Origin of the sequence: Streptomyces sp. Wb2n-11 (assembly GCF_001049855.1) — a bacterium.
Classification (GTDB): domain Bacteria; phylum Actinomycetota; class Actinomycetes; order Streptomycetales; family Streptomycetaceae; genus Streptomyces; species Streptomyces altiplanensis.
The window spans coordinates 61083-80280 of the sequence record NZ_CVPB01000002.1 but is presented as its reverse complement, the minus strand read 5'-3'; the positions used below and the strand labels follow the sequence as shown (position 1 = coordinate 80280).

The window sequence follows — 19198 nt, the reverse complement described above, 5'->3', positions numbered from 1 at the left end:
TGGCAAGTCACTAGGTGAGAATGGAGGCAGAAACCATCACCGAAGAAGGAGGAGAGGACTTGGTGACCTTCAGAGAGGCCGCGCGGCGCGCGGTGGACGAAGGCGTCACCCCGAGCCTGACCCACCAACGGGTATCGCAGCTGTCCAAGAAGGAGGGCTTCCCTCCCGTGCGAAAGATCGGTCGAGCCAACGTCGTCGACTGGCGCCTGCTGAAGCCGTACCTCGCAGCGCACGCCGAAAAGGCTGCCGCACGAGACAGCAGGCGCCGGCCAGTGGCTGGACAGGAAGGGGACGTCGATTAGCGGCGCCATGAAGCTCCTTAGCGAGACGCGGTCGACCACGTCTGCCATGCCAACACCAGCCCGGCCCGGGCGGGATGAGGCGGCTGTTGTCAATCAGATGCTCGACAGACTGACAACAGCGAAGCTCCTGACATCCCGCTCATAAGCCGCATGAAGCACTGCCCCTGAACACGGAGAGGAGGAACACTCAGTCGCATGACGACCTTCCCAGAAACGCTCCGATCCCTGCGCCTGGAAGCAGGCCTGACGCTCAAGCAGCTCGCTGCGCACGTCCAGTACGACCGGACCTCGGTGCACTCCTTCGAGACCGGCCGCCGGACCGCGCCCTTCGAGATGGCCGCGCAGGCCGACGAGGCGCTGGGCGCAAATGGACGGCTGGTGGAGGTGTGGACACGCGAGGACGCCAAGCGCCGAGAGGAAGCAGCGTCACACCAGGTCCGTGCGGCAGCGCTGGCCATGTCGAGGGACCTGACCGCGATGGCAGATCTCGACATCGCCGAGCTTCAGGAAGGGGTAGCCGCGACCGCGGTCGACTACCTGGCCTCTCCTCCTGGGCCGATGCTGGAGCGCACTCACGCGATGCGCGCAGAGGCGTGTGAGCGCCTGCGTTCCGGTCATCACCGCAAGGCAGACCGGGCCGATCTGTACGTAACGGCGGGTCGCCTCTCTGGGGTCCTGTCGTACGCGCTGCTCGACCTGGGCGATCCGGAGCAGGCCATGGCTCACGCCGTGGCAGCTGGCCAGTGCGCGGAGTACGCCGGAGATACGGAACTGGCCGCTTGGGTGGCCGGCACCCGCTCGCTGATCGCCCGGTTCCAGGGTGATTACGGGCAGGCGATGGAGTACATCCAGGACGGCTACCAGTGGGTTGGGTCCGGTCACGGGACCGGGGAGGCCCGGCTCCGGTGCGGTGAGGCGCAGTGCCTGGCCAATCTCGGAGATAGCCGCGCGGCAAACGCTGCGTTGGATGGTGCCGAGCTGGCACGGGAGCGGATCCGCCGGGAGGACTCACTGGGTGGGCTGTTCGGGTTCAGCCGGGCGAAGCAGTCGTACTACGCCGGCTCGAGCTTGATCTGGCTGGACGGTGGGCACGACGCGGAGCGTGCGGCACGGGAAGCCTCGGAGGCCATTGAGATGTGGCGTACGGGCCCGGAGGCGGACCGTTCGCTGGATGACGAGCGCCTGGCGCACGTCTACCTGGCGACGGCGCGGGTGCAGCTCGACGACGTCGAGGGTGCGGCCGACGCCATCCGGCCGGTGCTGTCGTTGCCAGTGGAAGAGCAGATCTCGTGGATCGTGAAGCGCATGGATCGTCTGGCCGGAATGCTTAGTGCGCCCCGGTATGCCGGGAACCGTACGGCGGCTGAAGCAGTCGCTGCGATCAACGCTTTGGCGGCGTGATGAGGAAGGAGCAGCGGATGCGCAGTCCCCCGTAAAGCAGGCGAGCGGCCGACCGGTTTACCAGACCGATCGACCGCCCTTTCGGCCGCCGACCTGCGAAGACAAGCGGCCGCACAGATCACTTCATTTGCGAGAGGACCTGCGTGTGTCGACTGTATCTAGAAACTTCGGTGACATCGAAGTTTCTGCCGAGGGAGGTCCCCTGTGACCCCCGGTAAGTCACTGCCCCCCGTCGTCACCTTCACCACAGGAGCAGCGCTTCTGATGGATGAGGGGCTGGTCGACAGCATCACCCCTGACGGCCTGCGCTACATCTCGCGCCGACGCGACTGGCCATTTGGCCCGGACAAGAAGCACCAGTACGGCCATCTGGGCAATGCCAAGACGATGGACACCGAGGTGTTCCTCGACTACTTCCGGACGGGCCCGCCCCGAGGTGGGCGCGGCCGGCCGCCCAAACGACTGTGACGGCAGCTGACGCTGCCCGGTTACGTCCTGGTCCAGGACGCGCGAACGGCCGGCGGGATCGCAGCCCCACCGGCCGTCCAAGCACAACAGCGGGTTCGCACCCCGCTGCACGAGAAGGCACCTCTCGAAAGGGCTCTCACCAATGAGGGTATCCGTAGTTGGCGTCACTCCCGCAAGCCCACGCAACGTGATCACCCACACGCACGAGGTGATCGCATGAGCGTCGCAAGCATCCGCGGCATCGCCAAGATGCTGAACAAGATCCGCGAGCAGGACGGTACCGACGACCCCTTCGAAGTAGAGGCCGAGGACGACCTCCCCTTCGTGATGCTCGGCCACTGGGTCGCCCTGTCGGGCGTCAGTCCCGGCGCGCTCGCCCTGTACTGGATGCTTGCCATGCACCTGAACAAGACCCGGGGTGATCGGTACGTATGGCCAACCACGTCCATCCTGGCCCACATGCTCGGCTACTCGCGCGGCGACAAGATCAAGAAGTTCGTTGACGAGCTTGTCGCCATCGGCGCAGTCCGCGTCATTCCCGTTCCAGATGGGAACGGGCCGCAACTTCGGAATACGTACAAGCTGCGCCGGAACCCACCTCCGGACTACGCCGGACCACTGTCCCTGAGTGTCTTCTACTCCAGACTGAACGAGGCGTATGAAGAAGAAACAGCAGGTCAGGCCGTCTACCCCCAAACGGGGGTAGACGTAGCCCCTCAAACGGGGGGCCACGTGGCCCCTCAAATGGGGGTGGTAACTAGAAGAAGCCTTAACAAGAAGAACAAGAAGGATGAGGCAGCTTCGCCGCGAAGCGGTGGGGACGTCCGTAGGACTTCAACCTCGGGTAGTAGGGGAAATCCGGCTGAAGGCGGCTCCGCCGCGTCCGGCAAGGATGGCCCCGTCGATCAACTGATGGACGGCACCCGGCGGTCGGGTGGTGGGGAGAAGGGCGGCAGCAAGAAGGCCAAGCACACCCGCGAGCAGCTCGAGCTGGCGCGCTCCGTGCGGGCCCTCTTCCCGAAGGACTTCCTTGAGGGGTGGATCAGCTCGAAGACCGGGCTTGAGGTGAAGGCGCTGCCGGACGTGCCGCCGCTGACTGACGCGATCCTCGAGGCCCTCGCCGGTGATGTTCCGGGCGCCGACCGTACGCCGGCCCAGCTGGGTGCCCGGATTGAGCAGCGGTGGAATCACCACGGGTGGGCGGTGAAGTATTACGCCGGGGAGATTGAGCGCCTGGTCGGTGCCGCTGTCGCGATGGTGCGGCCGCTGAAGGCCGACGACCGGTACGGGTGCGCGAACCCGCGGTGTGATGCCGGGGTGGACGTGGACACGGGCGAGGCGTGCCAGACGTGCCCGGCCCGGTTCGAGGAGCGGAAGGCGGAGCGGCGGCGTGTGAGGGCGCTGGAGCAGGCTGAGTCCGCCCGGGCCAACGGGGTTGGCGCCCAGCCGCGTATGCCCGCCCAGCGGTTCGAGCAGGCCGTGTGGTGGGACTGCGTGTCCTGCGATGCTTCCGGGAAGGGGGAGCCGCCGGCCGACCGGATCTGCGCGAACTGCCGCTGGAGGGAGTCCGTGGCCGCAAAGCAGAGCAGCTCGGCGCCGTTCTGACCGAGACCCCAGCCCAAGTTATTGCGGACGTAGTAACTTACGGCTAGGTTGTAGGTGCACCGCCCGGGGGCTTACCCCTGACAAGAGGGCCCCCGGGACGGTGTTCCACCCACCTGTAGCGGACTACGGCAGGCCCGTCGAGCCTGACCTACAAGACCGCTACGGGGAAGACCATGACCAGCCACCCGACCACCCCCATCCAAGCCAGTACCCGACGCCCGTTCGGATTCCGCGCCTGGATACTGCCCCCGCTGCTCCTCCTGCTGCTCGCTCCGGCAGTGCTTCCCTTCAGCCCGGGCGGCTTGCAGTACCTGACCACCGTTGTCGGTGCTCTCATCACCAGCGTCACGGCCCTGTACCTCGCCTGCCGCCGGCCCCAAACCGGTCCTGAGTTCGCCGGCGACTTTGGTGCAACCATCCCAGCCCCCCGTTTGTCACACACCTCACCAACCCCACCCGAAGGGCACCAACGTGACCCAGCCCCCGCACCACCCGAACCAGCCCCCGCACCACCCGAACCAGCCGCCGCAGTACGGCTATCCGCCGCAGCAGGGTTATCCGCCGCAGCACGGCTACCCGGTGCCCCCGGCCCCCTACCAGCCGCCGGTACCGCCGAAGAAGAGCTGGCCGGCCCGGCACAAAGGCCTCACCATCACCGGCGGCGTGATCGGGTTCTTCATCATCCTGGGGATCGCGGTCGGAGGCGGCGACCAGGAGGAGGACGCGGGCACCGTGACAACCGCCCCGTCACAGTCCGCCGACAACAAGGCCCCCGAGAAGGCGCCGGAGGAGAAGCAGAAGCCCGCCCCGGCTCCCAAGAAGGAGCTGTCGCAGGCCCAGGAGTTCAAGGCGTACGTGGCGAAGAACGGCACGGCCACCGAGAAGGCCGCGGCCGAGCACATCACCAAGGTCCAGGGCGCTGACAAGCAGAACGACATCTTGGACACGGCTGAGGTGTACACGGATTACACGGGTGGGTTCATGAGCGCCAATCAGTCCGACGCGAAGCTGATCGCGTCGGCGTTCGCGGACTGGCGGGACTCGAAGAACGGTCTGGTCACGGTCTATGACAAAGACGGGGAGATCATGGCGAACGGGAACTACTGACCAGAGCACGCACTGCGCCCCCCGGCCTCGGCGAGGTCGGGGGGCGTTGTCGTGTCTGGTCAGGCGAGCGCGGCCCGGCCGGCATCGGTCACTTGCACCAGGTCCGAGGTGTGCCCGTTCGCCGGCTGCACCACGTGTACGAGCTCGCCCTCCCACAAGGCAATGGAGGCCCCGTACAGACCCAACTGGCGTTCTGTCCACGCCAGACGGTCGGGGTCGTCCTCGGGGACGCTGCTGTTGAAGTTCGGCGGGTGGATGGTGTGGAAGAAGTCGGACATCGCGACGGGCTTGTCAGCCTCGGCGATCAGGCGCAGGAGTTCACGCTCATCAGGGCTCATCCCGCAGCCTAGAGACTGGTGAGGCTCCAGTGGCGCCGTCTCGACCCGTGCTCCCGGCTTTGCCCCCACTTGGTGGGTGCGCGCCCTTGTCAGCCCCAGCCGCGGCCCCCACTGTCGGATCGGATACTCAGCCGATCGAGGGGGACCTGTTGGCCGCACCGACCACACCCGCACCCAGCCCGATCACCCTTTGGAAAGGCCGCGCCCTCCTCGCATGGGCGCGGCTCCTTCAATCCACCGTCGCCGGCAAGCACCGCCGTAAAGCCCACGTCGCCCGCCGGAACGCCGCGATGCGCGCCGCGTACGCGAACGGCGTGGACCGGGAGACCATCACCCGGCAGATCGGGCTCGGCCCGGAGCAGGTCCGCAAGGCTCTGCGGGGCGAGATGACCACGGAGTAGCGCCAGCAGCGACACGCTCCCGGCCTTGGTGAGGTCGGGGCGTTGTCGTGTGCACCGCGGTGGTGCCGGTGTCCACCGAAGCCGCCGGGGAAGGCGGCCCGTCCTGGGAAGCTCAGGACCCGCTCAAGCCGCGTACGGCCCGGCCCGTGTTCCGTCAGGCTTCCGGTATGACCATCGACTTGGGCTCCTTCCCCGCCTGGTTCGGCGCCGCCACCTTCGGAACCGCGGGGGTCGGCTATCTCACCTACCGGCGTTCCCGCCTCAAGGAGGACCGGGAGGCAGCCGAGGCTGTGGGCTGCCGGGACGGGCGCCGTAACTGCTGCGGATACGGCATGGTGGCCAGCTCCTGGACGGCCAATGTCGATAACCGCAGCGCACGCCCGATCTACCACGTCTACCTGCTCACTTCCGACAGCAAGACCGGAACGGTGAACAAGCCGGCCTTGCTCTACAAAGTGCTTGCGCCTGGTGTCGCCGACCACGAGCACATGGAGGCTGTCGCTCCTGAGGGGAGCCGGCCCACCGCCGTCCTCTTCTGTGACGACGAGGGCACCTGGTGGATGCGGAGCCTCCTGGACCAGCGCCTGAGCATGCTCCTGCGTGCCGGCCGCGTACGGCGGACGCTACGGCGGCTGAGCCCGCTCACGGATCGTTCCGGTAGCGCGGTCGTGGCGAAACGAGAACTGGATCTTGTATGTGGGCTGGCGAACCGCCGACTTCCGAGCCCTGAAGGGCGACGCCTGGGGCGTAGCGACTAGCAGGCCCCAGCTCTGGAACGGGGCAGAGGCTGATGACGGCCTACCGGCGGCGGCTACCGGGGTGCGGTCACCCAGCGGATCCACGCCATCAGCCCCTGAACGGCGGCCGCTTCCCGGGTAGGCCACCGGCCGGCCGCCGCGGACGCCTCCAACCGGTACGTCCACCCACCGCGGGACCCTGCCCGGTACGCCGGCACCACGACCAGGAGAACCGCCCCGTCCTCGGCCTCGACATCCCACTCCCGCGTCGTGGACCAGGACGGCGCCTTCACGATGCGGGCGGCGTCGGCAACCGCGCGGGCTTTCGCCTCGGTGAGCCTCTTCGGCCGGTCGGTGGTCATGCCCAGGAGTGTCGCACTGCTCTTCACCAGGGTCAGAGGTCGATGACGGCCCACAGGCGGCGGCCGTCGGGGGCGGTGTCGGTGCCGCAGCTGGAGACGATCGGGATGGCGCCGACCGCGGCCAGGACGTCGTCGCCGGCGGGCGGCTGGCCGGCGGTCAGGGCGGGCTGGTGGGAGAGGGCGAGGATGCACGCCTGCCCGTCCTGGTCGGACAGGTGGACGCTGATGCGGCGGCTGCCGTCCTCGAGGACCCCGCCCACCAGCTTGGTGATGACGGCGGCAACAGCCTCGTCGGGCCGGTGGCCCCACTCCTGAAGCTGGACCAGTACCCGGCGCCGGGCTTTCGCGATCGTCCAGGGGGCGGCTTCCATCGGCCAGTTCACCCCGCGCCGGTTCCGCATCGCCACCCCACGCCGCGCGGTCGTGGCCAGTGGGGTGGTGGGTGGGGCCTGCGTGGTCGGCCTGGGCGGGGAAAGGGGCCGCTTCGGCGGAGGCGGGGTCTTCGGCGGGTAGCTCGGCGTGTGCTCGGCGGCGGTGTCCGTACGCGGTTCCATGTGCCCTCCCCGGGGATGCGACGGCCCGCGGACCGCCCGGAGATCTCAGCGTAGGCCCGGCCGGCACCGCGGTGGTGGAGTTCGGTGCAGCCCTACCCCTCCATGGCGGTGACCCGTGCGGCTTTCACGAAGCGGCAGCGATGGCGGCGATGACGAGCTGCACCTGGTGGTCGTCAAGCACGGCCAGGACGTCGCGCAAGTTGATGCTGTACTCCCCGACAAGTGACGCCGCAACAGCCAGGATGGCCGTCGCGCTGCTGGACGTCGGCAGCCCTTCGCGAAGGAGGTCGCCGATCTGGTCCCAGCGCAGATGCTGGATGGGACCCAGGTGGTACGGCGAGCGGCGGGTTACGTCCGGGATCTCCGTCGCGCGCTCGTACCGCTTGTGGGTGGCGAAGTCCTCCGCGTCCAGGAACTGACGGAGCCAGAAGGCGTCATCATGCTGAGCGAGCAGCCGGGTCGCAGCGAGCATCTGCTCATTGCCGATCCCCCTGGTCACGTCGGCAAGGAGCTTCTCCGAGGTTGTGTAGACGCCAAGGCTCATGGGTTGACTCCGTCGGTCGTGCAGTTGGACTCCGACCACTGTCCCCCGCCTCGCGGCCCCACCACCGGCCGACACGCTCACTCAGTAGCGAGGATGCCGCCGCATGGCCCCACGGCGGCCCTGTACGGCCCCTGTGGCGTCTCACGGCACCTTGGTCCGCCAACTCCTCGCCCGGCGCGGCTGGTTCGCGCTCTGGCCCGCACACGGCTCCGCGTTCACCCTTCAACCATGGGCATGGGGGAGCTCCAGACATGTGACGAGTGCGGGCAGCAGCACGACACGGTCCGCGACCTCGGGTCACGCCAGCCGTTGGCACTGTGCGAGGGGTGCATGGCCGGTGCCGTACGGGCCTGGACAGGCAGCACGCCGAGGCCGCTGACGACGAGCGAGGTCCAGGCGGCCGTCGGGGCGGGAATGGACCTGCGGATGCTGCGCCGGCGCCTGGAGGTCGCGCGCGAGGCCGACAGCGGGAGCGCCAGTTGACCCGGTGCGCGTCTACGGTGAGTCGACAACGCCGAGGGCGGCCGCCGCGGGCCCGGGCGGGGTGTGCTCCACGGCCGGGGCCGGCGGGTCGGACAGCACCATGAGGATCCTCAGCGACGTCTGCACCATGCCCACTGCCATCGGCGGCGTGAGGGCCGCGCCCGTGGTCTTGCCGTGCGCAAAGCGGTTACGGATCTCACGGCCGGTGTGGAGCAAGTCGCGCTGCTCTTCGTCGATCAGCCCCTCAGCCGCAGCCTCGTCTATGAGGCGGACCAGGGCCTTCTTGCCATACCGGTCGACGAGCGCAGCTTCCAGGGAAATGATGGAAACGGCCACGGCCACGTTGGTGAACTCGTGCCGGTAGTAGCTGTGGCGGATCAGCTCGCGAGCGGTGGTCATCACGCTGACCGCCGCCGGTGGGGCTCCCCCGGGGATGACGAGGTCCTCGACGATGGTGTGCATGTCCGCGTAGGTACTGGCCCAGTGGCGGGCCCTGGGGTCCGGGGTGGGCCATGGCAGGTGCGGGATCGGGTCGTTCATGGCCGCAGTCTGTCGGGCGAGCGGGCTCACGGAGACCGGATTCGCTGACCCTGTTGTCGGCCCACGACACAGGCCCCGCCCCCGCTGCGATGGGGGTCGGGGCCTGCGCGCTGTCCAGTGGCAGCTGGGGGCAGACGCCATTGGACTAGTCCATGGGGTATGAAATTGGTTGGCCGCGGGTTCGGCGGGGAGAGGCTGCCACGTACCGGCCCGCTGCGAAATCCGCACCCACCACGATGTGAATTGCGGCCGGACGTTCCTGACCCTCCCCGCCCGGTGAACCGTGCGGTCATGCAATGTCAAGCAGGAAGCGAAAATGCCCTTTTGGGGCGTCTTGGCAGACCTTCGCTCCGGTAATGCAGGGGACCCTTACTGCCCCCGTACCGGCAGGCCAGCGCCCCACGAACACCAGGATGCCCTACCAAACGACTTGTATGTTCTGCTGGTTTTTACTCCTAAAAACGGTACGAACAAATACACTTAGGGAACCCCCCTTACCGCGCCAAGGAGAACTTTTTCGTGGATAAGCAGGCGCTTAAGGACTTGCTGGAAGGCCGACGCGGCCTCATCAACCCCGAGCACTACGGCTTTGTCCGCGCGGATCAGCGCGGACGACGCACCCCCGGCCTCTCCCAGCACCAGGTCGACCAGCTCATCAACCGCTCACCCGGCTCCTGCTACCGCCTCGAGAACGGCCGCTGGAAAAACCCACCCGACCAGGTACTGCGGGACGTGGCACTCCTGTACGGCCTCGACGAACAGGACTGGGTGTCCCTGTACCGGTACGCCGGCAAGGGCGACCCGCCCGGACCCCTGTACCCCCGCTCCGGCAAAGAGGTCCCCGGGGCGTGGCAGCGGGCCCTCGACGGCATGGTCGACATGGCGTACGTCACGGACTGCTCCTGGGAGGTCGTCGCCCACAACGCGCCCTGCCAGCAGATGTTCCCCAGCGGGGTGGTCCCGCAGAACACCATGAGGTGGATGCTCCTGTCCTCCGAGGCCCGCCAGATCCTCCTGGACTGGGAGCACGCCTGGGCGCCGTTCGTCCTGCCCCAGCTGCGTGCGGCCATCGCCGCCCGGCCCGACGACCCGATCCTCCACGGCATCGAAGCCGACGTCCTGGCCGACCCGGTAACCCGGAAAATCTACGAGTCCGGGGTCCCCTACATCCACCCCGACGGCGACGAACGCCCCCTCTACCACGCCCGCAAAGGGCCCGGCTGGGTCACGATGTGCGCGGCGCAGCCCATGGCCGCCCCCGGCTCCCGCCTGATCATCCTCATATTCCGGGCCGGGGAGCAGCGCCTGCACCTGCGCCCCCCGGTCCTGCGCGCCCACTAACTGGCGGGTTGCTTGTCACCTGGTTCGCCGCTCGTTAACGGCACCTCCACTAACCCGGCAACCCCGGCGCCGCGGAGGCGAACCCTGGCGTTACGAACGCGCCACCACCGCACCAACCGCAACGGCACCCCCCACGGCCCCTCCCGCACCAGGGAAGGGGCCGCCGTTCTTTCCCGCACAGGGGAACAACACGATCAAGCCAACGTAGGTTAAGCCGCACCCCCTGCGCCCCCGTTCCGAGCTGTGGGAGACCAATCGTGCCTGCCTACGTCACACGCCCTCAAATCCACCTCCCTGCCCACAAAATCACCACCGGGCAGATCCTCGACGACATCGCCGCCCACCACCCCGACCACCCCCGGCTCAACGCGATCCTGCGCGTCGTCGCCGGATGCGGCGTCAACACGAGGTACTTCACCCAGCCCCTGGATGCCGCCACCATCTCCGGCACCGCCCCCCTCGAAGAACGCATCACCACCGCCCGGGCCGACGCGGTCGCCATGGCCCACGACGCCGCCCAGCGTGCCCTCGACGCCGCCGGCCTCTTCCCCCACGACGTAGACGCCATCATCACCAGCCACTCCACCAGCTGGGGTGTCCCCGGCCTGGAAATCCTCCTCACCGAATCCCTCGGCCTCGCCCCCACCACCCGGCGCCTCGGCCTGACCACCCTGGCCTGCGCCGGCGGCACCCAGGCCCTCATCCGCGCTGCCGAAATGGTCACCGCCCGCCCCGGCACCACCGTCCTCGTCGTGGTCTCCGAAGTCATATCCGCGGTCTACAACCACGCGGACAACACCATCGAGAGCATGATCTACAAAGCCTTGTTCGGGGACAGCGCCGGCGCCTGCCTCGTCACCAGCGAACCCCTCGAACCCGGGCTGCGCATCGACGACACCTGGGAGTACCTCCTCCCCGCCTCCACCGAGCGCTACACCGGACGCCTCGACCCCACCGGCCTCCATTTCGACTCCACCAAAGCCGCCCTGAACGCCCCCGCCGACGTCCTGCCCCACCTCACCGGCTGGGCCGGCCCCCACGCCCTCGACTACACCCTCATCCACCCCGGATCCCGGCCCATCATCAACGCCGTCGCCGCAGGCCTGGGCATGGACGACCACGACACCCGCCACAGCATCGACACCCTCACCGACGAGGGCAACCTGGGCGGGGTCAGCATGCTCCGCGTCCTGGACCGCACCCACACCGACCCGCCCGCCGACCAGTCCCGCGGCATCGCCGTTGCCTTCGGCCCAGGCTTCACCACCGCGGCCCTGCGTACGACCTGGTGCGCCTGACCAACCCCCCAGCAGCGCCGCACGGCCCCGCACGGCACGCGGCATGGAAAGACCCCCAGGCGCGGGACGGGATGCGCCTAGGGGTCTCGTGTACTTCGCCCTGCCCAACGACGTCCAGGGGGAGTTGGCGGTCACGGAATGACAACACCGCGACGGGTAAATTATTGCGTACGTAGTAACTTACTGCGATGATGGGCCACCGGGGGCAACCCCCACCCCACATCCACCCCACCATGGAGCTCCGAAAGGAGCCGCCCCATGCCCACCACAGACAAACCACGCGCCCTCACGATCCGTCAACCCTGGGCCGGCGCTATTGTCCACCTGACGAAGCGGGTCGAGAACCGCACCTGGAAACTCCCCGCCAAGCAGCACGGCGCACGCATCCTCATCCACGCCGGCGCCCAGCTCGACCCGAACGCCACCATCTACGGCCCGAACCTCGGCGTGTACGGCGCGATCATCGGCACCGCCACCCTCACCGACTGCCACTGGTCCGACGACGGCCAATGCTGCGGCCCCTGGGGATTCGAGAACGCCTACCACTGGACCCTCGACAACGTGACCGCCCTGGCCGTCCCCGTCCCGTGCAAGGGAGCGCTCAGCTTCTGGACACCGCCCGCCGACGTCCTGCACGCCATCCACCAGCAGCTCGAGCAGGAGCCGACCCGATGATCCGCGAAGACCGCTTCCTGATCTCCAACAAGCCCTATGCCATCGATCTCTCGACCCTGTCCGGCTCGGGCCAGAAGCACGGCGATTCCGGCCGCTACTCGTTCAGCGGATCGGCGGACGCCCTTTGGTTTCGGCGCAAGGCAGGAATCACCCGGGCATGCATGGGCTCGCTCAAGTTGTGGCGCCACTATCTGACTGAGCCGTTGGACGCCAGCGACCCGGTGGCCGTGCTCAACGCAGACCTGGATGGCCGCTACGGCGGCGACTGCCATGCGCGCTGGGACGGCGAGCGCTACTGGGGTGCACAAGAGCCCTTCCGCATGGCGCTCGACATGACCGTGCTGGAGCCGATGCTCGCCAGCTTCCCGGCCGTACCCGACGGCTACGACGGCTGGTGGCGATTCTGATGGCAGGCCCGAGCATCGCCACCGCCGTACGACGCGCAGCACGCAAGGAGCCGACCCCATGACGAACGCCCTCCCCGCGGAACTGGTCGCCTACCTGGAACGGCAAGACGACCGGCGCGCCAACACTCTCGCCGCCAAGCTGGCCTCGTACACCGACTGGGAGCGAGCCCTGATCAAGGACGCCGCCGTCATGGGCTACGTCCGCGGCAAGACGCACCCGAAGGGCGAGCCGCACCCCAAGGACAGTCACGTCCTCGCCGAAGTCGTCGGCGAGTGCATGGCGTTCCCCGACCTGTACCCGGCCATCAGCACCGAGACGCAGCCCACCGAGGACGAGCAGCACCGCCTGGCCTTCGAGCGGGCCCAGTACGCGGCCGCGATCCGGCAGCTCATCCGGCAGGTCAAGCAGACCGCCCACGCGTGGCTGGTGAACCTGCCCGACACGATCCGCACAGCCGACGTCGCCCAGGCGCTCGGCACCCTGTGCTCCCCGAAGCCGCTCCCCGAAGACCTGCGGGACGACCTGTGGCAGCGCATCGTCGGCGCCTACTACCTGCGCTTCGAGAACGACGGCCACCCCGAGGACTCCCAGGCGGCCGCCGACGAGGCCATGGCCATCGTCCAGCCCGAACTCGACCGCCTCCGCACCAAGCTGGACCAGGTCACCGCCCTGCACCAGCCCGTCCAGCACCTTGGCCAGACCTGGTGCTCCGCATGCTCCGTACGCCGCTCCACCGGCCCCCGGGACGAGGAATGGGTGGCCTTCATCCCGCACCCGTGCCCCACCCTCGACGCCATCTCCGATCCCGAAGCGAAGGCCGCCCCGGCCGAGAGGAGCTGAGTAACGCATGGGAGCAGCCCTGCACCTGGCCCACGTGCACCAGGCCCCGGTGAAGAAGCGCCGGCCGAAGCGCACCGGCGGCGGAGACGGCAGCAAGTTCGCCGAGATCGCCCACCGCATCTACCAAGACGAACGAGCCGACACTCAGGCCCGGCAACTCCTCCTCGCCACCGCCTACGCCGTCACCATGGCCGCTCTGGACGAAGAGACCACCGTGTGGCGGGCCATCTGCAACGCCATCGGGAGTTCCGTCCGCGGCTGGGACGACCTGCGCAGCTGCGTCCGGCAGGACGTCCCCCGCTACGAGCCGCCCGGGCGGTGGTCACGCAGCAACGTCCTGGATCAGAGGTGCCGCGGCCCCCGTGTTCGCGTACACCCCAACGGCCCGGACGACTTCCGCAACAAGATGAAGATCTGCGGAGAGAAGACCCACGACATGGTCGTGGAGAAGGACCCGGTCACCGGATGGCACACCAATCACTGGTTCTGCACCCGGCATCAAGACCACCTGAAGCGCGTCGCTGCGCAAATCGCCGAACAGAACGCGGCCGCACCCCCGCCGGTCCCGAACCGCGGTGGTCTCCTGCCGTCGTACTTCGAATCCGAATGGACCGAGCTCTACCGGTGGGCCACCCACAACCCAACGTGGGAACCACCTGCCGTGTACGGCGTCCGAGCAGACGACTGGCCCATCCCTGGACAGGACCCGGTGCCGCAACGGGCACGGCTCCGCCTTGTCGTCGGCAACCTGGGGACTGCGGGTGACGACGCCTGAGACCCGGGCCCGGCTCCGCACCCTCAAGGAGCAGCTCACCACCCCCACACCCGAACCCCTGGCCGGACAGGCCGCCCTGCCGCTCAACCTCACCTGGCAGCAGGGCGCCCTGTTCGACGAGGGCCGGCCCATTCCACCCTCGAACAGGACCGAGGCCCCCCATGAGTGAGCAGCCGCCCGACCGCACCCCCAAAGCCCTGCGCCTCGCCATCCAGGAACACGCCCCGCACCTGCTACCCGACTTCGAAGCACACTGGCACCGCACGATCGGGGACGCGTTCGACCTCGCCGCCGTTCCCGCGTTCATGCGCCTGTGGGAGACCCAGTACGCCATCGCCCGCACCCCCGGCCTGGAAGCCCACCTTGCCGACCTTGAGGCCCGCGCCGCCCAGTCCCAGAACCCGAAGGAGTCCGAGGCGCTCCTGGCCGAGTTCAGCCGACTGCGCCGACAGGCAGCAGGCCAGCCGCCCGAGGACGACGCCCCGGAGCGCACCAAGGAGCAGCGCCTCCTCGAGCTTGCCGAGGAGCTGTGCCACGCCTACACGTACGGCGTGGGCTACGACGAGACGCTCCAGGAGAGCCCTGAAGACGCCCGCAAGCACATGGACGCCGCCCACGCCCTCCTCCCGTACATCCAGGCGGCGCCCCGGGAGGAGCGCCGGGCCGCGTTCCGCCGCGGCTGGGACAGGGGCAAGGAGAGGCAGGCCAAGTGGACCGCCGAGGACATGCGGCGCCTCGAGCAGGAGAACGCCGAACTCCGCGCCGAACACGACCCCGAAGAGATCCGCCAGCGCTTCCGGGACCTCCAGCGGGCCTGGGAGGAGCTGTACCGCGGGCACACCGGCCGCTACGACCACGTCCAGGCCCGCGAACTGTCCGAGCGGGCCGTTCGTGCGGAACGCCAGCGGGACGAGGCCCTCTTCAAGCTCGCCCAGCTCGGACACCCCAACGGCGTCGTGGAAATCCAGGACAGGGAGACCCCCGCCCACGTCGGCGGGAACGCCGAAGACTGCCCGGCCTGCGACGGCACCAACCCGCCGTACCCGTTCCTCTGCCCCGGCCCCAGCTGACCCGCGGCCGGCCCGTTGTCAGTGCCCCGTGTCACCCTGGACCAGTTGCCCGGCGGCGCCCGTCACCTCGAAGCCGATGCCGCCGCCGGGCACCGAGACTGGGCGGGGGGAACGAAACCCCGAATCAGCGCCAGCATGGGGACATGGCCCCCTCCCCGAAGAGCAGCCCTGACGCCCCCGCCGTTCCCGGTGCACTCGAGTCGGCCCCGGCAGGACGCCGCAGCCGCGCCGCCGCCCGCACTCACGAATCGAACCTCGTCGCCCACGCCCGACGCGAACTCCGCATCATCGGCGAGGACCGAGACACCATCCGCGGCCTCTGCAAAGTCGTCCAGGCGTTCGCCAACATGGGACACAGCGGAAGCAGCGCCCACTTCGCCGCCCAGTACCTGGACAAGCTCCTCCGGTACCAGCCGCTGTCCGAGCTCACCGACGACCCGGCCGAGTGGATCGACCGGCACGCCGAGGGGATGGCTCCCTCCCCGCTCTGGCAGTCCGTACGCAACTCGGAAGCCTTCAGCCAGGACGGCGGCAAGACGTACTACCTGCTGTCCGAGCAGGAAGCCGCAGGTGACCTGCTGACCACGCCCCTCCACCGGTCCAAGTCGGTCCCGCGGGCCGCTGAGGCGGAGGCGAGCAGCTGATGGCCAAGGCGGACGCCCAAGAGCCCACCACAGAGCTGCTGGTCACCCCCGAGACGTGGCCGTACATCGCCGGCACACCCCGGCACAAGGCGCTCAACGCCTGGCTGGCCGACAACGGCATCGACCCGGCCGACGTGTCCGTGGACGAACCGCTCAGCATCATCACCACGCCTGACGGCACCCAGGCCATTCACCACACCGTGCACCTCCGCAACGCCACCGGGCACAGGTACGTCACCCCGGAGAGCCCGAACCAGCCCGCTTCAGAAGCGCGCAGCACCCCGCTGAAGACCCGGCCGCCCCAGCCCAAGCGCAGCGACATCACCACCCTCGCGCTCCTCACGGCCATCGACGACCACGCGACCCGTGAGGTGCCGCTGGGCAAGTACAGGTGGGAACTTCCCGGCGCCTGGTGGATCCTGGGCACCGCCTACCCCGAGAAGGTCGTCACCGCCGCATACATCCGCGAAGACGACCGCGGCCACCTTGAGTGCGGCGTCAGCCTCCGCACCAGCTGGCTCACCGACAAGGGCCACGCCAAGCTGGCCGAGCTCAGAGTCAAGGGAACCGGCTGATGGACACCCGGGTCATTGACCGCTTCGAGATCCCCATCGACGACCGGCCGCACCTCATCGACCTGATCGGCAGCATTCTGCACGCCGCGTGCCGGCGCCACGGCGTGGTCGACGTGTGGGCGTACGCGCGGCCCGAGAGGATGGAGCCGATGCACCGCACGTTCCAGGTCGTCGGCACCGGGCAGTCCATCCCTGCCGGCGCCTCGCACGTTGCGACGGCCATCACCCCGTACGGCACCCTCGTCTGGCACATCCTCGAGAGCCACTGCCCACACAGCATGCTGGTCTTCGACGACCCGGAGGAGCGGCCGGAAACCTGCCCGCTGTGCGGCGCGCGTATGACCATGAGTAGCAGCGGCCGGTGGATTCCCGTATGAGTGGCCAGGAGGGGGCCGAGTGCGAGCAGGTCATGCCGGTCGTGCTGGCCAAGAACAACGGCGGCCCGTATGGCGACGCAGCGGTGGAATGACCTGCGGCGCGCGAACGCTCGCCGCTGCCTGTGTGGGCAGACTGGCCCTGCCCCCTTCCCGACGTGGAGAGAGCTCTGAAGATCCCCTACACGCACTGGGCGTACTTCCCAGACCGGTCCAGCGCCGAGCAGTGCGCGCAGGGCCTGGCGGACTACGTGACACGCGTCCGTGAGCCGATTGGGGGCGTCCCGCGGTGGCTGCTCCTGGCCGCGCGTGACGTTGAGATCAGTGGCCTGGTGGAGCGGCACCTAGAGGTTGAGGAGATCGTCATCCGCCACGGAGGCGACTACGACGGGGGTGAGGCGATCTACGACCTCCAGTCGGGCCAGGCCGTGGTCGACCCGATGATCGTAAAGCTCGACGGTGATGACCAGAGAGGGGCGCGGTGACGGACGGGATGAAGCGTGCTTGATTCCCGCGTAACAGGGTGCATTTTCGGCCACTGGTGTCACAATCGTGCCAGGTACCCCATCGGACGGATCCCCAGCCCGTCCGGCCTCGCCACCACGGTGGCGCACGTCGGCGCCCGCCCCCTACTGACCTCAGGGAGCGGGCGCCGAAACGTTCCGCCCGCGCCGGGCAGCTGCCCCCTCGCTCGCTACTCCGCAGCCTCCGACCCGGCATGCAGCTCCGGGTGCAGCACCCGCGAGGAGACGTACTCGTGCACCACCAGCCGGCTCACCCCATACCGGTCCGCGTGCTCCGTCACCGCGACCTCCAGCTCCTCAGCCGCCGCCAACCACGGCGCCCACCCCGCCTTCGTGTACGGCTGCGACACCGCCTCCGCCCGAGCCGCCTCCACGGACCGCTTCAACTCCACCAGCGGCTCACGCGCCTCAAGCTCGGCACGCTCTTCATCGCCCAGTTCTTTCTTCTTCGCCACAGGTCAGGATGCTAAGCGCCGGGTCTGACAACACCCCCAGGCACACGAAAGCGGCCCGGCAATCCCCCAGGAATGCCGGACCGCTCCCGCCAGCGGGTAGCCCCCTCGCGGTGACCGCCACCGTACGCCCTACCCACGCTCCACGTAAGGGAGCAGCACCCGCCCCGCCGCACCAGCCAAAGAAGCCGCCCGCCCCGGATCCGGCCGGCCCACCAGAGACCGCAGGAAGACCACCAGCTGATCCGCGGGCAGCACCGTGATCCCCGCCGTGACGAACCGGCCGTCGGCCACCGGCGCGTTATGCACCGCCATCACCGGCACCACCGGAACACCCAGGGCAGCCACGATCTCCCGCGTCTCGTACAGCAGCGAGCTCACGGACCGGGACCGGTCATGGGTTCCGTGGAACAGCGGGCCGCCCTCGCAGTGGACCTCCCACCGCCCCGACCACAGCTTCGCGTCCACGTTCACCACCAGCCGGCCACACGGCGGCACAAGCACGAAGTCCGCGTTCGCTTTCCCACCGCGGGGCAGCGCCCGGTCGTACAGCCCGTACCAGCCCTCCTCAGCCAACGGGGCCAGCAGTGCTGCGGTACGCCGCTCTCCCTCCGCCCCAGCCTCCGCCTGGGCCGCCTGAGCCTCCGCGCGCCGCACGTACGAGCCCACCCCCAGCCAGGCCAGGAGGCGCCGCCACAGGCCCCGCCTGGCCCCCGCGCGCAACGACTTAGCCCACGCGTCCGCCGACCTTCCCGCGGCGCTCACTGCTCCCCCTCAGGCCGGTGGCAGTGGCAGGCGCACAACGTGCCGGTGAACTTGTGATTCAGCCGGCACCGGGCATGCATGCGCTCCGACCACCCCGGCAAATCCTCCCGCTCCGGGTTCCGGATGACCGCCCCGTCGATGTACTGGGACGTCTGGCACGCCGTCGACAGGTAGTACCGGCCCGGCAGCAGGAGAGCGAGGACATCGTCGGGGAGCTGCTCGGCGGTACTGCCAGGCGGAGGCGGGGTCCAGGTCACGGCTGCTCCCGCGCATTCAGTGCTGTCGGCCCATGCGGTGAGTTGGTCGGCGAGGTGTCGGGCTTGTTTCGGATTAAGAAGGATGGTCGGCTCGCACGTGCGGTCGTCAGGATCAACGGACACTCGGAGCCACGGCCACGGCACCCCGTCCTCCGGCTGGTCGTCACGCCCGTCCCGGGTGATGTGCGAAGGAATCTCCGCCAGCGTGATCTGCCCGCCGCGGGGGTCTTCGTCGGCGGGCAGGATGTGCGACCCGAGGTACACCCACGGGGGCCCACACTCCTCTTCCGCGTCGACGCCGGGGATGCTGCCGTAGACGCTCATCCGCGCTCCCGTACTTCCTGGTCGGGCTTCTCGT

General features: G+C 68.9%; 28 protein-coding genes. 20 read left to right on the top strand and 8 right to left on the bottom strand.

Annotated features, from left to right (window positions below):
• Nucleotides 1-20 precede the first annotated feature (20 nt).
• The 5 genes from BN1555_RS34975 (at nt 21) to BN1555_RS34955 (ending at nt 4883) form a co-directional block, all read left to right on the top strand.
• Entirely contained in the window at nt 21-302 is a 282-nt protein-coding gene (locus tag BN1555_RS34975) for a hypothetical protein (protein ID WP_141662957.1), read from the top strand.
• Between the two features lie 195 nt (nt 303-497).
• A complete protein-coding gene (locus tag BN1555_RS34970) occupies nt 498-1703 on the top strand; it encodes a helix-turn-helix domain-containing protein (protein WP_093803991.1) in 1206 nt (401 codons plus the stop codon).
• A gap of 204 nt (nt 1704-1907) precedes the next feature.
• Nucleotides 1908-2171: a hypothetical protein gene (locus BN1555_RS34965; protein ID WP_141662956.1), complete on the top strand. Its 264-nt coding sequence runs from the start codon at nt 1908-1910 to the stop codon at nt 2169-2171.
• 216 nt (nt 2172-2387) lie between these two features.
• Complete coding sequence (locus BN1555_RS34960) at nt 2388-3776, top strand: helix-turn-helix domain-containing protein (protein WP_093803989.1); 1389 nt, start codon at nt 2388-2390, stop codon at nt 3774-3776.
• 471 nt (nt 3777-4247) lie between these two features.
• Nucleotides 4248-4883: a hypothetical protein gene (locus BN1555_RS34955; protein ID WP_369689046.1), complete on the top strand. Its 636-nt coding sequence runs from the start codon at nt 4248-4250 to the stop codon at nt 4881-4883.
• A 59-nt stretch (nt 4884-4942) separates the two neighbouring features.
• Here BN1555_RS34955 and BN1555_RS34950 read toward each other — a convergent pair whose 3' ends face one another.
• On the bottom strand, nt 4943-5221 hold the full coding sequence (locus BN1555_RS34950) for a hypothetical protein (protein WP_093803988.1): 279 nt from the start codon (nt 5219-5221) through the stop codon (nt 4943-4945).
• 149 nt (nt 5222-5370) lie between these two features.
• Here BN1555_RS34950 and BN1555_RS38635 point away from each other — a divergent pair, with 149 nt between their 5' ends.
• Complete coding sequence (locus BN1555_RS38635; protein WP_141662955.1) at nt 5371-5622, top strand: hypothetical protein; 252 nt, start codon at nt 5371-5373, stop codon at nt 5620-5622.
• A gap of 167 nt (nt 5623-5789) precedes the next feature.
• The gene (locus BN1555_RS34945; RefSeq protein ID WP_141662954.1) at nt 5790-6380 is read left to right on the top strand and encodes a hypothetical protein; all 591 of its coding nucleotides are present in this window, start codon (nt 5790-5792) and stop codon (nt 6378-6380) included.
• A 53-nt stretch (nt 6381-6433) separates the two neighbouring features.
• Here the strand turns inward: BN1555_RS34945 and BN1555_RS34940 are convergent, their stop codons facing one another.
• The 3 genes from BN1555_RS34940 to BN1555_RS34930 all read right to left on the bottom strand — a co-directional run bounded on the left by BN1555_RS34940 (nt 6434) and on the right by BN1555_RS34930 (nt 7819).
• Nucleotides 6434-6721: a hypothetical protein gene (locus BN1555_RS34940; protein WP_093803986.1), complete on the bottom strand. Its 288-nt coding sequence runs from the start codon at nt 6719-6721 to the stop codon at nt 6434-6436.
• Nucleotides 6722-6753: 32 nt separating this feature from the next.
• Complete coding sequence (locus BN1555_RS34935) at nt 6754-7275, bottom strand: hypothetical protein (protein ID WP_093803985.1); 522 nt, start codon at nt 7273-7275, stop codon at nt 6754-6756.
• Nucleotides 7276-7399: 124 nt separating this feature from the next.
• Entirely contained in the window at nt 7400-7819 is a 420-nt protein-coding gene (locus tag BN1555_RS34930; protein ID WP_093803984.1) for a hypothetical protein, read from the bottom strand.
• 228 nt (nt 7820-8047) lie between these two features.
• On the opposite strand from BN1555_RS34930, the gene BN1555_RS34925 reads away from it, so the two are divergent.
• A complete protein-coding gene (locus BN1555_RS34925) occupies nt 8048-8302 on the top strand; it encodes a hypothetical protein (RefSeq protein WP_093803982.1) in 255 nt (84 codons plus the stop codon).
• 12 nt (nt 8303-8314) lie between these two features.
• Here the strand turns inward: BN1555_RS34925 and BN1555_RS34920 are convergent, their stop codons facing one another.
• Nucleotides 8315-8842, bottom strand: a complete 528-nt coding sequence (locus BN1555_RS34920; protein ID WP_176710335.1) for a DUF4145 domain-containing protein — start codon at nt 8840-8842, stop codon at nt 8315-8317.
• Nucleotides 8843-9361: 519 nt separating this feature from the next.
• Between BN1555_RS34920 and BN1555_RS34915 the strand changes: the two genes are divergently transcribed.
• The 12 genes from BN1555_RS34915 (at nt 9362) to BN1555_RS34860 (ending at nt 17327) form a co-directional block, all read left to right on the top strand.
• The gene (locus tag BN1555_RS34915) at nt 9362-10183 is read left to right on the top strand and encodes an MmyB family transcriptional regulator (RefSeq protein WP_093803981.1); all 822 of its coding nucleotides are present in this window, start codon (nt 9362-9364) and stop codon (nt 10181-10183) included.
• Nucleotides 10184-10440: 257 nt separating this feature from the next.
• Entirely contained in the window at nt 10441-11481 is a 1041-nt protein-coding gene (locus BN1555_RS34910) for a beta-ketoacyl-[acyl-carrier-protein] synthase family protein (RefSeq protein WP_093803980.1), read from the top strand.
• Between the two features lie 258 nt (nt 11482-11739).
• The gene (locus BN1555_RS34905; protein WP_093803978.1) at nt 11740-12156 is read left to right on the top strand and encodes an ASCH domain-containing protein; all 417 of its coding nucleotides are present in this window, start codon (nt 11740-11742) and stop codon (nt 12154-12156) included.
• Nucleotides 12153-12563, top strand: a complete 411-nt coding sequence (locus tag BN1555_RS34900; protein ID WP_093803977.1) for a hypothetical protein — start codon at nt 12153-12155, stop codon at nt 12561-12563. The genes BN1555_RS34905 and BN1555_RS34900 overlap by 4 nt, the downstream gene beginning before the upstream one ends.
• A gap of 58 nt (nt 12564-12621) precedes the next feature.
• Nucleotides 12622-13404, top strand: a complete 783-nt coding sequence (locus BN1555_RS34895) for a hypothetical protein (RefSeq protein ID WP_093803975.1) — start codon at nt 12622-12624, stop codon at nt 13402-13404.
• 7 nt (nt 13405-13411) lie between these two features.
• Nucleotides 13412-14179: a hypothetical protein gene (locus BN1555_RS34890; RefSeq protein ID WP_093803974.1), complete on the top strand. Its 768-nt coding sequence runs from the start codon at nt 13412-13414 to the stop codon at nt 14177-14179.
• Nucleotides 14166-14348, top strand: a complete 183-nt coding sequence (locus BN1555_RS34885) for a hypothetical protein (RefSeq protein ID WP_093803973.1) — start codon at nt 14166-14168, stop codon at nt 14346-14348. Before BN1555_RS34890 ends, BN1555_RS34885 begins: the two co-directional genes overlap by 14 nt.
• Nucleotides 14341-15249 (top strand): hypothetical protein, encoded by a 909-nt coding sequence (locus tag BN1555_RS41825; protein ID WP_369689045.1) that lies wholly within the window; start codon nt 14341-14343, stop codon nt 15247-15249. The genes BN1555_RS34885 and BN1555_RS41825 overlap by 8 nt, the downstream gene beginning before the upstream one ends.
• A gap of 143 nt (nt 15250-15392) precedes the next feature.
• Nucleotides 15393-15893, top strand: coding sequence for a hypothetical protein (locus BN1555_RS34875; protein ID WP_255306499.1), 501 nt, complete (start codon nt 15393-15395; stop codon nt 15891-15893).
• Nucleotides 15893-16468, top strand: coding sequence for a hypothetical protein (locus tag BN1555_RS34870; protein WP_093803972.1), 576 nt, complete (start codon nt 15893-15895; stop codon nt 16466-16468). Before BN1555_RS34875 ends, BN1555_RS34870 begins: the two co-directional genes overlap by 1 nt.
• Nucleotides 16468-16845 carry a DUF7352 domain-containing protein gene (locus tag BN1555_RS34865; RefSeq protein ID WP_093803971.1) on the top strand — a complete coding sequence of 126 codons (378 nt, stop codon included), beginning with the start codon at nt 16468-16470 and terminating at the stop codon, nt 16843-16845. The genes BN1555_RS34870 and BN1555_RS34865 overlap by 1 nt, the downstream gene beginning before the upstream one ends.
• A gap of 155 nt (nt 16846-17000) precedes the next feature.
• Nucleotides 17001-17327 carry a ribonuclease E inhibitor RraB gene (locus BN1555_RS34860; RefSeq protein WP_141662953.1) on the top strand — a complete coding sequence of 109 codons (327 nt, stop codon included), beginning with the start codon at nt 17001-17003 and terminating at the stop codon, nt 17325-17327.
• Between the two features lie 209 nt (nt 17328-17536).
• Here the strand turns inward: BN1555_RS34860 and BN1555_RS34855 are convergent, their stop codons facing one another.
• The 3 genes from BN1555_RS34855 to BN1555_RS34845 form a co-directional block, all read right to left on the bottom strand.
• On the bottom strand, nt 17537-17821 hold the full coding sequence (locus BN1555_RS34855) for a hypothetical protein (RefSeq protein WP_141662952.1): 285 nt from the start codon (nt 17819-17821) through the stop codon (nt 17537-17539).
• A gap of 129 nt (nt 17822-17950) precedes the next feature.
• The gene (locus BN1555_RS34850) at nt 17951-18583 is read right to left on the bottom strand and encodes an NERD domain-containing protein (protein ID WP_093803965.1); all 633 of its coding nucleotides are present in this window, start codon (nt 18581-18583) and stop codon (nt 17951-17953) included.
• A complete protein-coding gene (locus BN1555_RS34845) occupies nt 18580-19164 on the bottom strand; it encodes a hypothetical protein (protein ID WP_093803963.1) in 585 nt (194 codons plus the stop codon). Before BN1555_RS34845 ends, BN1555_RS34850 begins: the two co-directional genes overlap by 4 nt.
• Nucleotides 19165-19198 lie beyond the last annotated feature (34 nt).

Bases quoted from the DNA above. Each gene is read 5' to 3' on its own strand.
- BN1555_RS34975 (WP_141662957.1), top strand. From the start codon at position 21: ATGGAGGCAGAAACCATCACCGAAGAAGGAGGAGAGGACTTGGTGACC.
- BN1555_RS34970 (WP_093803991.1), top strand. From the start codon at position 498: ATGACGACCTTCCCAGAAACGCTCCGATCCCTGCGCCTGGAAGCAGGC.
- BN1555_RS34960 (WP_093803989.1), top strand. From the start codon at position 2,388: ATGAGCGTCGCAAGCATCCGCGGCATCGCCAAGATGCTGAACAAGATC.
- BN1555_RS34950 (WP_093803988.1), bottom strand. From the start codon at position 5,221: ATGAGCCCTGATGAGCGTGAACTCCTGCGCCTGATCGCCGAGGCTGAC.
- BN1555_RS34945 (WP_141662954.1), top strand. From the start codon at position 5,790: ATGACCATCGACTTGGGCTCCTTCCCCGCCTGGTTCGGCGCCGCCACC.
- BN1555_RS34940 (WP_093803986.1), bottom strand. From the start codon at position 6,721: ATGACCACCGACCGGCCGAAGAGGCTCACCGAGGCGAAAGCCCGCGCG.
- BN1555_RS34935 (WP_093803985.1), bottom strand. From the start codon at position 7,275: ATGGAACCGCGTACGGACACCGCCGCCGAGCACACGCCGAGCTACCCG.
- BN1555_RS34930 (WP_093803984.1), bottom strand. From the start codon at position 7,819: ATGAGCCTTGGCGTCTACACAACCTCGGAGAAGCTCCTTGCCGACGTG.
- BN1555_RS34925 (WP_093803982.1), top strand. From the start codon at position 8,048: ATGGGCATGGGGGAGCTCCAGACATGTGACGAGTGCGGGCAGCAGCAC.
- BN1555_RS34920 (WP_176710335.1), bottom strand. From the start codon at position 8,842: ATGAACGACCCGATCCCGCACCTGCCATGGCCCACCCCGGACCCCAGG.
- BN1555_RS34905 (WP_093803978.1), top strand. From the start codon at position 11,740: ATGCCCACCACAGACAAACCACGCGCCCTCACGATCCGTCAACCCTGG.
- BN1555_RS34900 (WP_093803977.1), top strand. From the start codon at position 12,153: ATGATCCGCGAAGACCGCTTCCTGATCTCCAACAAGCCCTATGCCATC.
- BN1555_RS34895 (WP_093803975.1), top strand. From the start codon at position 12,622: ATGACGAACGCCCTCCCCGCGGAACTGGTCGCCTACCTGGAACGGCAA.
- BN1555_RS34890 (WP_093803974.1), top strand. From the start codon at position 13,412: ATGGGAGCAGCCCTGCACCTGGCCCACGTGCACCAGGCCCCGGTGAAG.
- BN1555_RS41825 (WP_369689045.1), top strand. From the start codon at position 14,341: ATGAGTGAGCAGCCGCCCGACCGCACCCCCAAAGCCCTGCGCCTCGCC.
- BN1555_RS34875 (WP_255306499.1), top strand. From the start codon at position 15,393: ATGGCCCCCTCCCCGAAGAGCAGCCCTGACGCCCCCGCCGTTCCCGGT.
- BN1555_RS34870 (WP_093803972.1), top strand. From the start codon at position 15,893: ATGGCCAAGGCGGACGCCCAAGAGCCCACCACAGAGCTGCTGGTCACC.
- BN1555_RS34865 (WP_093803971.1), top strand. From the start codon at position 16,468: ATGGACACCCGGGTCATTGACCGCTTCGAGATCCCCATCGACGACCGG.
- BN1555_RS34845 (WP_093803963.1), bottom strand. From the start codon at position 19,164: ATGAGCGTCTACGGCAGCATCCCCGGCGTCGACGCGGAAGAGGAGTGT.